Origin of the sequence: Streptomyces sp. NPDC058335, from assembly GCF_042723915.1 — a bacterium.
In the GTDB taxonomy this organism is placed as follows: Bacteria; Actinomycetota; Actinomycetes; order Streptomycetales; family Streptomycetaceae; genus Streptomyces.
Genome location: NZ_JBHXHX010000026.1, coordinates 1 through 12,770, shown reverse-complemented (window position 1 = coordinate 12,770; position 12,770 = coordinate 1). Strand labels below are relative to the sequence as shown.

Below are 12,770 nucleotides of genomic sequence, written 5' to 3'. Positions count from 1 at the left end.
CCCCAGGTTCGGGACGGGAAGGAGTGGCGGGGCGAGCAAGGCCTACGCCGATCCCCGCCGAGCCACCAGTCCGGCCCCCGATACCCCGCGATCGAGGCCACCATGTCCAGCACCTGCCGCGTAGGCCAAACCGCGGAGCCGCACGAGGGTCAACCGCGGAGCCGCACGGGACCCAGCCGGGGAGCCGCACGGGACCCAGCCGCCCAGCCCTACCAGGCCCGACCGCGCCCCCGGGCCACCAGCGCGCCGCCGGGAGCGCAACGGCACTCCGCGGCCCGCGCGTCAGAGCTGTGCCAGTTCGTCCACCAGGTCGTCCAGGCCCAGTGACCCCTGGGAAAGGGCCGCCATGTGCCACGCCTTGAGGTCGAAGGCGTCGCCGTGGCGCTCGCGGGCCCGCTCCCGGCCGAGCAGCCAGGCGCGTTCGCCGAGCTTGTAGCCGATCGCCTGGCCGGGGATGCTCAGATAGCGGGTCAGCTCGCTCGCCACGTAGTCCCCGGGGCGGCTGCTGTGCGCGTTGAAGAATTCCTCGGCCAGCTCCGGCGTCCAGCGCTCGCCCGGACGGTACGGGGAGTCGGCCGGGATCGCCAGCTCCGCGTGCATGCCGATGTCGATGATGACGCGCACGGCACGCAGCATCTGCGCGTCCAGATAGCCGAGCCGCTGCTCGGCGTCCGTGAGGAAGCCCAGCTCGTCCATCAGGCGTTCCGCGTACAGCGCCCAGCCCTCGACGTTGGCACTGACCCCGCCCAGGGTGGCCTGGTAGCGGGAGAGGTCCTTGGCCACATAGGTCCACTGGGCGAGCTGGAGGTGGTGGCCGGGCACGCCCTCGTGGTACCAGGTGGAGACGAGGTCGTAGACCGGGAAGCGGGTCAGGCCCATCGTCGGCAGCCAGGTGCGGCCGGGGCGGGAGAAGTCCTCCGACGGGGGCGTGTAGTAGGGGGCCGCCGCGCCGCCGGGCGGCGCGACGCACGACTCGACCTCGCGTACCGGTCCGGCGAGTTCGAAGTGGGTGCCGTCCAGCGCGTCGATCGCCTGGTCCATCAGCCCCTGGAGCCAGTCGCGGACCGCGTCGACGCCCTCGATGTGCTTGCCGTGCTCGTCGAGATGCGCGAGCGCCACCCACGGCGTCGCGGCGCCCGGCAGGACCTTCTCCGCCTCCTGCCGCATCTCGGCGAGGATCCGGTGGTACTCGGCCCAGCCGTAGGCGTACGCCTCGTCGAGGTCGAGGTCGGTGCCGTTGTAGTAGCGCGACCAGCGGGCGTAGCGCTCCCGTCCGACGGTGTCCGGGGCTCCGTCCACGGCCGGCACGTAGACGTCCCGCATCCAGTCCCGCAGCTCGGCGAGGGCGGCGTTCGCGGTCCGGGCCGCCGCGTCCAGTTCGGCGCGCAGCGACTCGGGGCCGGCGGAGACGAAGTCCTCGAACCAGCCGCGGCCCGAGCCGTCGGTGTCCGTCCACTCGGCGAGCTGGCCGACGAAGGTGACGGCCGGGCGGGGAGGCCCGTACAGCTTGCGTTCCAGACCGAGCGCCAGGGACTCCCGGTAGCCCGCCAGCGCCGCCGGCACCGCGCGCAGCCGCTCGGCGACCGCCGCCCAGTCCGCTTCGGTCTCCGTCGGCGTCACGGTGAACACCTCGCGCACATGATGGGCCGGCGAGGACAGGTTGCTGATCTCGCGCAGGCCCTCGTCGGCGTCGTGGACGGCGAGTTGGGCGGTGAGGCGCTCGCGCAGCAGGCGCGCGCACCGGCGTTCGATGTCACTGTCCGCGCCGGGCGCGCGTTCCGCCTCGTCGAGCTTGGCGAGGGTGTCGCGTGCGAGCTGTGCGCGCGCCTCCTGGCCCGCCGGCGAGAAGTCGGGCAGACGGCTCGAACTCTCCCGCACACCGAGGAAGGTACCGGTCACCGGGTCGAGGGCGATGAGGTCGTCGACGTAGGCGTCGGCGACCGCACGGGGCAGCGGGTTCTTGGTCTGTGACATGGGCACCATCCTCGTACGAGGCGGTGCCGCACGTCACGGCGTTTGGCCCGAAGCCGTCGGCGGCAGCAGCGGGCCGCAGTCCCACTGCTGGAAGATGAGCCGCGTCTCCACCCGGGCCACCTCCCGGTGCGCCGTGAACTCGTCGAGGACCAGCCGCTGGAGGTCGGTCATGTCGGCGACGGCGACGTGGACGAGGTAGTCGTCGGGCCCGGTGAGGTGGAAGACCGTCAGTGCCTCCGGCAGTCCCCGGATGCGCTCCACGAACGGTCCCACCAGTTCCCGCCGGTGCGGTCTCACCTGCACGGACAGCAACGCCTGCAGCCCACGCCCCAGCTTGGCCGGATCGAGCCGCAGCCGGTTGCCGAGGATCACGCCGGAGCGGCGCAGCCGCGTCACCCGGTCCAGGCAGGTCGACGGCGCGAGCCCGACCTGCGCGGCGAGGTCCCGGTACGTCGTCCGGGCGTCGTTCTGGAGCAGCCGCAGCAGTTGGAGGTCCACCGGGTCGAGTACGACGGATTCGGCCATCGGCCGAACGTAGCACGGCCTCCGCCCCGCTGAGCCCGCCCGTTGTTCACCCTGCCGTCCATGGACTCAGCCTCAGCGAGCACACAGGCGTTCCCGGACCCCGCGGGCACGCACGCGTACGACGGCGTACGCACGTCCGGAGCGCCCCGCGCACTGGCCACCGAGGCCGTGCACGCCGGGCGGGACGACCTGGCCCGGCAGGGCCTGCACGCCCCGCCGATCGACCTGTCCACCACCTACCCGTCCTACGACAGCCGCGCGGAGGCCGCCCGCATCGACGCGTTCGCGGCGACCGGCGCCGAACCGGAGGGCCCGCCGGTCTACGGCCGGCTCGGCAATCCGACCGTCGCCCGCTTCGAGACCGCGCTGGCCCGGCTGGAGGGCACCGGGGGCGCGGTCGCGTTCGCCAGCGGCATGGCCGCGCTGAGCGCGGTGCTGCTGGCCCGCGCCTCCCTGGGGCTGCGGCACGTGGTCGCGGTCCGCCCGCTGTACGGGTGCAGCGACCACCTGCTCACCGCCGGGCTGCTCGGCTCGGAGGTCACCTGGACCGACCCGGCCGGCATCGCGGACGCGCTGCGACCCGACACGGGCCTGGTGATGGTCGAGTCGCCCGCCAATCCGACCCTCGCCGAGGTGGACCTGCGGGCCGTCGCGCACTCCTGCGGCTCGGTGCCGCTGCTCGCCGACAACACCTTCGCCACGCCGGTGCTGCAACGCCCCGCCGAGCAGGGCGCGCGGCTGGTGCTGCACAGCGCCACGAAGTACCTCGGCGGCCACGGTGACGTCCTGGGGGGCGTGGTGGCCTGCGACGAGGAGTTCGCCGGACGGCTGCGGCAGATACGGTTCGCCACCGGTGGGGTGCTGCACCCGCTGGCCGGCTACCTGCTGCTGAGGGGCCTGGCGACGCTTCCGGTCCGGGTGCGCGCGGCCTCCGCGACCGCCGCCGAACTGGCCCGCCGCCTGGCCGCCGACCCGCGCGTGGCCCGCGTGCACTATCCGCGGATCGGCGGCGCGATGGTCGCCTTCGAGGTGCACGGCGACCCGCACGAGGTGATCGCCGGGGTACGCCTGATCACCCCGGCCGTGAGCCTGGGCAGCGTCGACACCCTCATCCAGCACCCGGCGTCCATCAGTCACCGCATCGTGGACGCGGAGGAGCGCAGGGGCGCCGGGGTGAGCGACCGGCTGCTGCGGATGTCGGTGGGCCTGGAGGACGTCGACGACCTGTGGGCGGATCTGGAGGGGGCGCTGAACAGGGCTCCGGTCGCCGTGAGGTGACGTTCGGCTGCCCGTGAAGGACGGAAGGGCCCGGCGACATGCGCGTCGCCGGGCCCTTCGTGGCCGATGGCCTCCGGAAGGCGGTGTCCGCTCAGTCGCGGACGGTCCGCTCCCCGTGCCGCCCGTACGCCTGCCGGGTGACGGCCGCGGCCGTGTCCAGGCGGGCCGTGATGACGAGGGTGCCCTCCTCGATCTGGTAGTCGAGGGGGAGGTCCAGGCCGCGCATGGCCGCGACCATGCCGGTGTTGGAGGCCTGGGTCACCGCGTACACGCTCTCGCAGCCCGCCTCGACGGCCATCGCGACCAGCCTGCCGAGCAGTTCGGCGCCGATGCCGCGCCGCTGCCACTGGTCCTCGACGAGCAGCGCGACCTCCGTCTCGTCGCCGTCCCACAGCAGATGGCCGAGGCCGACGATGCGCCCCGACGGCGTCTGCACGGCGAGGGTGCGGCCGAAGCGCGGGCTCAGCAGGTGGTTGAGATAGCGGTCGGCGTCACCGACCGGCCCGTGGTAGCGCATGCCCAGGGTGCGCGACGAGCAGCGCTCGTGCATGGCCTTCGCCGCCTCCAGGTCACCGGGGTCGGCCCGGCGCACGGTGATGGCGTTGCCCTCCGGCAGCGTCAGCACGTCCTGGCCCGGCGGGACGCGCGGGCCCAGCCGGGCGTCCAGCTCCACCAGGGCCCGCGCCCGCGCGAACTCGGTCGGGGTGAACGGCAGGTACGGCCGCTCCACGGTGATCACTCCGCCCTCTGGCGCCCGCAGGCGCATCACGGTGTCCTCCAGGACCCCTTCGACCGGCACGCCGTCCGGCCCGCGTCCCCCGCCGCGCACCGCGGCGGGCAGCGAGCGGATCGTGCAGCGGCCCAGCAACTGGCGCAGTGCCAACGGTAGTTCGGCCGCGTCCAGCGCGGTCCGGGTGGCCAGGCCCAGGACCCGGGTCGGGGCGTCGACCAGGTCGTGGGCGTCGGCCCGCTCGATCCAGGTGCGGGAGCCGCCCGCCAGCGCCACGGCGCGGCTGATCCCGGCCGCCGCGAGCGAACCGGGCGCCCGCAGCAGGAACTCGTCCACGGTCTCCTCGCCCAGCGGGTGCGTCTGGAGGCTCAGGATGTCGACGCGGTGCTCCGCCAGCGCCGTGCACAGCGCGGCCAGTGATCCCGGCGCGTCCTTCACCGTCGTCCGCATCCGCCACAGGGTGCTCCCCTCCGCGACGTCGTCGGGGAGTTCGGACGGCCCGGCCTGCGCCTCGGTGGAGGGCGGCCGGGCATCGGTATCACCGGTGGGCGGTGCGTGGCCGTGGCGTCGTGACCACCAGACGTGGAATCCGGCCGTGGCGACCAGGGCGGCCGCGGAGATCGCCAGCAGTCGTGGGCCGTCCGGGCCGTGCACGACGAGGTTGGCGACCATGTCGGCCACCGCGACCGCCGTGAACAGGGCGGCGAGCTCCACGACGTCCCGCCGCCAGTGGTGCACCGGGCGGCCGTGCTTCGCCCGCGTCACATCAGACATGTCTCGAGTCATGCCGCCACTGTGGTGGAACGGTGTTGCGCGATCACGAACGGCTTGTGACTGATGGGTAAAGGATGCATATGTCCTTTTTGTTGATTCTTCTACGTTCCTCGGGCACCGGCCCGGCCGAAAGCGCCGCGCACCGGGAGATGACGCCGGTGCGCGGAGCCCCGTCCAGGATAAGGGAGTTCAGGCCTGGAGGATCACTGACCGACCCGACCCGGCTGGAGCGCCTTGGTGAACAGCACGGTGCCGTCCTGCTCGCGCAGCCGCACGGTCAGCTCCCCGCTGTCGCCGTCGATGTCGACCTCGCCGAAGAACTGGTAGCCGTCCGCCGGGGAGACGTTGGCCGTCGTGGGGGCCTTGACGAAGACCCGGTCCGGGCCGAAGGTGCCGTCCAGCGTGTTCGCCGGGAAGGCGCCCGCGTTGAGCGGCCCGGAGACGAACTCCCAGAACGGGGCGAAGTCCTTGAAGGCGGCCCGCGACGGGTCGTAGTGCTGGGCCGAGGTGTAGTGCACGTCGGCCGTCAGCCACACCGTGCCGGTGATCCGGCGGTGCTTGACGAACCGCAGCAGTTCGGCGATCTGGAGTTCACGGCCGAGCGGCGCGCCCGGGTCGCCCTGGGCGACCGCCTCGATGTTCGGCTTGCCGTCACCGGTGTCCGGGACGACCAGACCGAGCGGCATGTCGGAGGCGATCACCTTCCACACCGCCCGGGAGCGGGACAGCTCGCGCTTGAGCCACTCCAACTGCTCCTCGCCGAGAATGCCCTGGGCGTCCGCGCTCTGGTCGTCGGGGGAGTTGGCGTTCCGGTAGGTGCGCATGTCCAGGACGAACACGTCGAGCAGCGGGCCGTGGTGCTGCACCCGGTGGACGCGGCCGTCGGGGCGGCGCAGCGTCGAGATCGGGAAGTACTCCGAGAACGCCTGCCGGGCACGGGCGGCCAGCACGTCGACGCTCTTCTCGGTGTACCGCGCGTCGGTGAGGATCTCGCCGGGGTACCAGTTGTTGGTGACCTCGTGGTCGTCCCACTGGATGATGGAGGGGACGCGGGCGTTGAAGGCCCGCAGGTTCTCGTCCAGCAGGTTGTAGCGGAAGTTGCCGCGGAACTCCGCCAGCGTCTCGGCGACCTTCGCCTTCTCCTCGGTGGTGATGTTCCGCCAGGTCCGCCCGTCGGGCAGCGCGACGGTCTCGCCGATCGGGCCGTCGGCGTAGATGTTGTCCCCGCTGCACAGGAAGAAGTCCGGGTCCAGCGCGGCCATCGCGTCGTAGATCCGGTAACCGCCCAGCTCCGGGTTGATGCCCCAGCCCTGCCCGGCCAGGTCGCCCGACCAGACGAACCGGACGCCGTCACGCCGCCGCTGGGACACGGTCCGGAAGGTGCCGGTCACCGGCTCGCCGGTACGGCGCGGGTCCTCCGGGTCGGCCAGCAGCACGCGGTAGTGGATCTCCTGACCGGACGGCAGCCCGTGCAGCCGGGTGGTGCCGGTGAAGTCCGTACCGGCGCCGAGCAGCGGACCGCGCCAGCGGCGCGGGTTGCGGAACGACTCCGTCGCCGAGGTCTCGACGATCATCCGCGCCGGCCGGTCGGAGCGGACCCACACCAGCCCGGAGTCGGCGGTCACGTCCCCGGTCTGCACGCCCCACCCCGCGCCGGGCCGCCCCGACAGGGCGAGCGCGGGCGCCGCGCCGAGGCCGACGGGCAGGGTCAGAGCGGCGGACGCGGCGAGGGAGCCGCGCAGGACGCTGCGGCGCCCGGGGAGTGGACGAGGTGACATGGGTGGGCCTCCTGGAACGGGAACCTGCCGGTGTGCACCGTCACAACTACTGGCACCCCACAGCGCACACGCAAACCACGGATGAACAACTGGACACGGCACCTCGCGGGTCCCTGCCGTGCCCCGGATGAACGATTGGATGCGGCGCCTTGTGGGTCCCTGCCGTGCCCCGGATGAACGATTGGATGCGGCGCCTTGCGGGTCCCTGCCGTGCCGCCGATGGACAACTGGATGCGGCGCCTTGCGCGTCCCTGCCGTGCCGCCGATGGACAACTGGCCGTGTCATGGGTGGGCAATTGGATGCGGCGCCCTGCGATCCTGCCGTGCCATGGGTGAACACCGGACGCGCCACCTCGCGGCCCCCACCCCCTCACCCCGCCCGCTCGGCCCCCGCCAGCAGACGCACACCCTCCCGGATCCGCGCCGGTGACAGATGCGCGTACCCGAGGACCAGCCGCACCTCGGGTACGGCAGTGCTGCCCGCGTGGCTGTACTCCGGCAGGGTGCGGACGGCCACGCCCGCCGCCGAGGCCCGCTCGACGAACCCGGCCTCGGGGCCGTAACGGCCCGGGAGCGCCGCGATGACGTGGAGTCCGGCGGCGATCCCGGTCACGCGGGTGCCGGGGAAGTGCTCCCCGAGCGCCGCCACGAGGGCGTCGCGCCGGTCGCGGTACGCGCGCTGGCAGCGGCGCAGCTGACGGTCGTAGTCGCCGCGCTCCACGAAACGGGCGAACAGCGCCTGGTCCAGGGCCGGATGACCCAGGTCCAGGGTCCGCTTGCGCTCGACGACCTCGTCGGCCAGCGCCTCGGGCACCAGCAGCCAGCCGAGCCGCAGCCCCGGTGCGAGGGACTTGCTGACCGACCCGGTGTACGCCACCCGTTGCGGGTCCAGGCCCTGCAACGCGCCCACGGGAGCACGGTCGTAGCGGAAGTCGCCGTCGTAGTCGTCCTCGAGCACGAAACCGTCCACGGACCGTGCCCAGTCGAGCAGCCGGGTGCGCCGCCGCGCCGAGTAGGCGATGCCCGTGGGGAACTGATGCGCCGGCGTCGTCACCACGGACCGTACGCCCGAGGCCTGTAGCGGCCCGAGGGCGAGCCCTTCCTCGTCGAGGGGGAGAGGTACGGCGGTGACGCCCGACGCCGCGTACAGCGCGCTGTGCTGCGGGCTGCCGGGGTCCTCCACGCCGACGGCGTCGATCCCGCGCGCGTGGAGCACGAGCCCGAGCAGGGCCGTCGCCTGCGCCACGCCGGAGACGACCACGAGCCGTTCCGGGTCGGCGACCACGCCCCGCCGCCGGGCGAGCAGTGCGGCCAGCGCGGTGCGCAGCCGGGGCAGCCCGCGCGGGTCGGGATAGCCCAGCTCGTGGTGGGGCAGCTCGGCCAGCACCCCGCGCTGCGCGGCGGCCCACGCGGCCCGCGGGAACAGTGACAGGTCCGGCGTGCCCGCCACGAAGTCGGCGCGCGTGCCGGGGGAGCGCGGCGCGAGGTCACGCGCGCGGGGCGGCGCGGCGCGCACGGCCCCGCCCACCCAGGTCCCGGCGCCGCGCCCGCTGCGCAGGTAGCCCTCGGCCGTCAGCTGCTCGTACGCCTCGGTGATCAGCCCGCGCGACACCCCGAGGTCGGCCGCGAGGTCCCGGCTCGACGGCAGCCGGGTGCCCTGTGCGAGCCGCCCCGAGCGGACCGCCTCGCGCAGGGCCGCCTGGAGGGTGCGGCCACGCGCGCGGGGCGGGGCGGAGGCGGCGGGCAGCAGTACCTCCCACGCGGCGGAAACGGCGTCCCCGCCCGGATTGGTCCCCGATGACGTCATGGAAGTGGACCTTAAACCGGGCCGCCGCACTTCCTAGCGTCACGGTCATGAACGTCACCACCACGCGCGGCTCCCTCCTCGCCGCCCTGGCCTGCGTCCTCGTCGGAGCGTCCTTCACCGCCAACAGCGTCCTCGGCGCCTACCCGTACGCCGGTGGGCAGGCCCTGCGTTACGGCCTCGCGTGCCTGCTGCTCGTGCCCCTGGCCGGCGCGGGCGCCCTGGCCCGCCTGCGCGCGCTCACCTCGCGCCAGTGGGCCCGCCTCGCCCTGCTCGCCGCCGTCGGCATGGTCGGCTTCAACCTGGCCGTCCTGGCCGCCGAACGCTCCGCCGAACCGGCCGTCCCCGGCGTCCTGGTGGGCTGCGCGCCCGTCGTCGTCGCGGTCCTCGTCCCGCTCCTGGAGGGACGCCGCCCCCGCCGGACGGTCCTCCACGGCGCGTCGCTGGTCGCCGTCGGCGCGCTCACCGTGCAGGGCTGGGGCCGGACGGACGGCGCGGGCCTCGCCTACTCGGTGTGCGCGCTGGGCGGCGAGGTCGGATTCGCGGTGCTGGCCGTGCCCGTGCTGCGGCCCCTGGGCCCGCGGCTGCTGTCGGCCACCGTGTGCGGGCTGGCCGCCGTCGAGTCCACGGCGGTGGGACTGATCCTGGACGGCGGCGGGTGGCTGCGGCGGCCGGACGCCGGTGAGACGGCCGCGCTGCTGTGGCAGGCGGTCGTCGTCACCGTCATCGGCTTCGTGTGCTGGTACATGGGCATGCAGCGGATCGGCGCGGAGCGCGCCACGCTGTTCTCCGGCCTCATCCCGGTCGCCGCCGCCTGCACGGCCCCGCTCGTCGGAACGGGCTCCTACGGTCCCGCACAGGCCGTCGGCAGCGCCCTCGTCGGAGCCGGAGTCGCCCTGGGCGCCGGGGTGTTGAGCCGTCCCCGGCGTGTCTCAGCGGCTGCCGTCGAGCAGCACGCGGGCGACGAGCGCGGGGTCGTCGTTCATCGGGCAGTGCCCGCAGCCGGGCAGCCGCACCAGTCGGGCGCGGGGGATGATCCGCTTGGCGCGGACGCCCTGGCGGCGTACCAGCAACAGGTCGCGGCTGCCCCAGGCGACCGTGACCGGCATGCCGGGGAGGTCGTCGGTGAACCGGACGGTCGCACCGGACCGCAGGGTCTGGTCGAACCCGGTGGCCCCGGCCAGCGCCAGCGTCTCGGCGACCACGGCCTCGGGTGAACGGCGCGCCGGACGGGCGTAGATGGTGCTGGTGAGGGCGGTCCGGCCGGCCGCCGACCGGGACAGCCGCTCGACCAGCGGCAGCGGCATCCGCCGGGAGATCTGCCGCATCGTGAGCAGCACCCCGAAGGCATAGCGCCGCTCGGCCTCCGACCAGAACCCGGCCGGGGACAGGGCGGTGACGGACCGTACGCGTTTCTCCCGGCCCAGTTCCAGGGCCAGCAGACCGCCCAGCGAGTTGCCCCCGACGTGGGGGCGGTCCAGCTCCAGGGCCTCGCAGAAGGCGGAGAACACCGCGGTCGTCGTGGCCAGGTCGTAGGCCAGTCCGTCGGGCAGGGACGGGGACGCGCCGAAGCCGGGCAGGTCGACCGTGATCACGTCGCGCTCGGTGGCCAGGATGTCCACCACGGGGTCCCAGGCCTGCCGGTGATGCCCGATGCCGTGCAGCAGGAGCAACGGTTCACCGCGTCCCACGCGCGCGTAGGAGACGGTGACGGGCCGCGGTCCGTCGGGGGTGGGGACCGGGAACGAGACGGTGGCGGACATGGGGATGCTCCTCGTCTGAACAGGCGGACGCGGTACGGGCCGACGGCGGTGGGGCGGGCCGGCGGCCGGTCGCGCGGACAGCTTGTCAGCAATTACTACCGACGGGTAGCCCCCGGTGGGCCCGCCGTCTGGACACGGCCCCGGGCCAGAGGATGGGATGGCGGGGTGACCGCAGACACCATCACCGACGTCTTCGAAGAGCACCGCTCGCTCCTGCTGGGCGTCGCCTACCGCATGCTCGGACGGGTCGCCGACGCGGAGGACGTGGTCCAGGACGCCTGGCTGCGCTGGGCCGCCGCCGACCGCGGCGACGTCCGCGAACCCCGCGCCTACCTGGTCCGCGTCGTCACCCGCCTCGCCCTGGACCGGCTGGCCCGCATCAAGGCCCGCAACGAGGCCTACGTCGGCCCCTGGCTGCCCGAGCCGTACGTCACCGACTTCGGCGACACCGTCCAGGACACCGCCGAACGCGCCGTACTCGCCGACTCCGTCTCCCTCGCCGTACTCGTCGTGCTGGAGTCGCTGTCCCCGCTGGAACGCGCGGTGTTCGTGCTGCGCGAGGCCTTCGGCTATCCGCACGCCGACATCGCGGCCGTCCTCGACCGGTCCGAGTCCGCGGTCCGCCAGCTCGCCGGCCGCGCCCGCCGGCACGTCGACGAACGCCGGCCCCGCTACGACGTCGACCCCGTCCAGCGCCGCGAACTGACCGAACGGTTCCTCGCCGCCGCGGCGGAGGGCGACCTGGAAGGGCTCCTGGAACTGCTCGCACCGGACGTGCGTCTCGTCGGCGACAGCGGCGGCAGGTCGAAGGCGCCGCTGCGGGTGCTGGAGAGCGCCGACCACGTGGGCCGCTTCCTCGTCGGCGTGACCCGCAAGAGCGTTCCCGACCTGTCCGTCCGCGTGCTCGAACTCAACGGCGGCCCCGCCGTCCTCGTCCTGTCCGGGGGCAGACCGGACAGCGTCCTCCAGCTCGACGTGGCCGACGGCCGCATCCGGACCGTCTACGTCGTCCGCAACCCCGACAAGCTGCGCGCGCTGACGCGGTAGGCCTCTACGGCACCACGGCCCCCGTCGGCAACACGACGGGGGCTTTGCCGTGATGTCACCGGAACGGGCGAGCTACGAACGCCCCGTGAACCCTTCGCCATCGGACACCTGTCTGCTCCGACGGGGTTCGAGGATTGGTCTTGACCAAGGGTGGGGGCCGTCCTATGGTCGCAGAGAAGTGCAACAACCTTTAATAAACAAGGGCGCGAAAAAGCCGCCGTACCACGGCGATTGCGGAGGACAGGGTGGGGACCACGCAACTGGAATCGGTACCGGAACCGAAGTACTGGCATCTGAGGACCGTGCTCAGCGAGGCACTGGACTCGGAGTTCACCGTGGGCGAGATCCTGCCCAACGAGCGGGACCTGGCCGCGCGCTTCGGCGTCGCCCGCGCCACGCTCCGGCAGGCCCTGGAGCAGCTCGAACTGGAGGGGCGGCTCCAGCGCCGGCGCGGCGTCGGCACGACCGTGGCGCCGCCCCGGGTGGGCGTCGACGTCGGCGCCGAGCAGCAGGCCTGGCCCGGCGCGTCCGAGGACGCCTGGCAGCCCGTCGACTGCACGGTCGCGGCCCCGCCGCCGGCCGTCGCCGACGCGCTGGGCACCGACCGCGACGAGGCCGTGCACATCGTGCGCCGCTCGCGGGTCTCCCACGGTCAGCCCGTCGCCGCGGAACTGCTCTACGTCCCGCGGTCGTCGGTGCCCGACCTGACCGCGATCGACGCCCCGTCCGGTGCGGCACGCGCGCGTGCGGTACTGCGCGAACTCCAGCGCCCGGAGCTGGAGGGCCAGGACCGCGCGGTGGAGCTGGGCTCGGCCCGCGCCGACGACGCGAGGGAACTCGACCGGCTGCCCGGCGCGCCCGTCCTCGTCGTGACCACCCGCTTCTTCACGCAGGGCCGCACCGCGGCCCTCTCCCAGGCCACCTACCGGGCGGACACCTGCCGCCTGACCTTCGGTGCCTCGGGCAACGTGGAGATCCACCACGGTCCGGAACGCCAGGCGTCCTGACCGCCCGCCGACCGCACGGCAGGCTCCCTGAACGGCCTGCACCCGGTCACCGGCCGCACGGGCGAGTGGGCCCCGGAAGCATTCCGGGGC

Annotated in this window: 9 protein-coding genes and 1 pseudogene; 4 read left to right on the top strand and 6 right to left on the bottom strand. The window is 73.8% G+C overall.

Annotation, left to right across the window (positions count from 1 at the left end):
- Positions 1 to 282: 282 nt before the first annotated feature.
- On the bottom strand, positions 283 to 1,974 hold the full coding sequence (locus ACFWJX_RS35570) for a DUF885 domain-containing protein (protein WP_383250456.1): 1,692 nt from the start codon (positions 1,972 to 1,974) through the stop codon (positions 283 to 285).
- Positions 1,975 to 2,007: 33 nt separating this feature from the next.
- On the bottom strand, positions 2,008 to 2,499 hold the full coding sequence (locus ACFWJX_RS35565; RefSeq protein ID WP_073494813.1) for an Lrp/AsnC family transcriptional regulator: 492 nt from the start codon (positions 2,497 to 2,499) through the stop codon (positions 2,008 to 2,010).
- A gap of 60 nt (positions 2,500 to 2,559) precedes the next feature.
- Between ACFWJX_RS35565 and ACFWJX_RS35560 the strand changes: the two genes are divergently transcribed.
- Entirely contained in the window at positions 2,560 to 3,777 is a 1,218-nt protein-coding gene (locus ACFWJX_RS35560) for a trans-sulfuration enzyme family protein (protein ID WP_383250455.1), read from the top strand.
- A gap of 91 nt (positions 3,778 to 3,868) precedes the next feature.
- Here ACFWJX_RS35560 and ACFWJX_RS35555 read toward each other — a convergent pair whose 3' ends face one another.
- The 3 genes from ACFWJX_RS35555 to ACFWJX_RS35545 all read right to left on the bottom strand — a co-directional run bounded on the left by ACFWJX_RS35555 (position 3,869) and on the right by ACFWJX_RS35545 (position 8,866).
- A complete protein-coding gene (locus ACFWJX_RS35555) occupies positions 3,869 to 5,245 on the bottom strand; it encodes a GNAT family N-acetyltransferase (RefSeq protein ID WP_383250610.1) in 1,377 nt (458 codons plus the stop codon).
- 239 nt (positions 5,246 to 5,484) lie between these two features.
- The gene (locus ACFWJX_RS35550; protein ID WP_383250454.1) at positions 5,485 to 7,059 is read right to left on the bottom strand and encodes an alkaline phosphatase D family protein; all 1,575 of its coding nucleotides are present in this window, start codon (positions 7,057 to 7,059) and stop codon (positions 5,485 to 5,487) included.
- A gap of 370 nt (positions 7,060 to 7,429) precedes the next feature.
- Positions 7,430 to 8,866: a PLP-dependent aminotransferase family protein gene (locus ACFWJX_RS35545; RefSeq protein WP_383250453.1), complete on the bottom strand. Its 1,437-nt coding sequence runs from the start codon at positions 8,864 to 8,866 to the stop codon at positions 7,430 to 7,432.
- Here ACFWJX_RS35545 and ACFWJX_RS35540 point away from each other — a divergent pair.
- Positions 8,857 to 9,702 (top strand): annotated as a pseudogene (locus ACFWJX_RS35540) (DMT family transporter); the annotation flags it as partial. The gene ACFWJX_RS35545 and the pseudogene ACFWJX_RS35540 overlap by 10 nt on opposite strands.
- A 93-nt stretch (positions 9,703 to 9,795) precedes the next feature.
- Here the strand turns inward: ACFWJX_RS35540 and ACFWJX_RS35535 are convergent.
- Positions 9,796 to 10,626: an alpha/beta fold hydrolase gene (locus ACFWJX_RS35535; RefSeq protein ID WP_383250452.1), complete on the bottom strand. Its 831-nt coding sequence runs from the start codon at positions 10,624 to 10,626 to the stop codon at positions 9,796 to 9,798.
- Between the two features lie 165 nt (positions 10,627 to 10,791).
- Between ACFWJX_RS35535 and ACFWJX_RS35530 the strand changes: the two genes are divergently transcribed.
- Entirely contained in the window at positions 10,792 to 11,673 is an 882-nt protein-coding gene (locus ACFWJX_RS35530) for an RNA polymerase sigma-70 factor (RefSeq protein WP_383250451.1), read from the top strand.
- Positions 11,674 to 11,918: 245 nt separating this feature from the next.
- On the top strand, positions 11,919 to 12,680 hold the full coding sequence (locus tag ACFWJX_RS35525) for a GntR family transcriptional regulator (protein WP_383250450.1): 762 nt from the start codon (positions 11,919 to 11,921) through the stop codon (positions 12,678 to 12,680).
- Positions 12,681 to 12,770: the final 90 nt, after the last annotated feature.

What these genes read in the sequence shown, in the direction of transcription:
- ACFWJX_RS35570 (WP_383250456.1), bottom strand. Translation starts at nt 1,974, where the DNA reads ATGTCACAGACCAAGAACCCGCTGCCCCGTGCGGTCGCCGACGCCTAC.
- ACFWJX_RS35565 (WP_073494813.1), bottom strand. Translation starts at nt 2,499, where the DNA reads ATGGCCGAATCCGTCGTACTCGACCCGGTGGACCTCCAACTGCTGCGG.
- ACFWJX_RS35560 (WP_383250455.1), top strand. Translation starts at nt 2,560, where the DNA reads ATGGACTCAGCCTCAGCGAGCACACAGGCGTTCCCGGACCCCGCGGGC.
- ACFWJX_RS35545 (WP_383250453.1), bottom strand. Translation starts at nt 8,866, where the DNA reads ATGACGTCATCGGGGACCAATCCGGGCGGGGACGCCGTTTCCGCCGCG.
- ACFWJX_RS35550 (WP_383250454.1), bottom strand. Translation starts at nt 7,059, where the DNA reads ATGTCACCTCGTCCACTCCCCGGGCGCCGCAGCGTCCTGCGCGGCTCC.
- ACFWJX_RS35535 (WP_383250452.1), bottom strand. Translation starts at nt 10,626, where the DNA reads ATGTCCGCCACCGTCTCGTTCCCGGTCCCCACCCCCGACGGACCGCGG.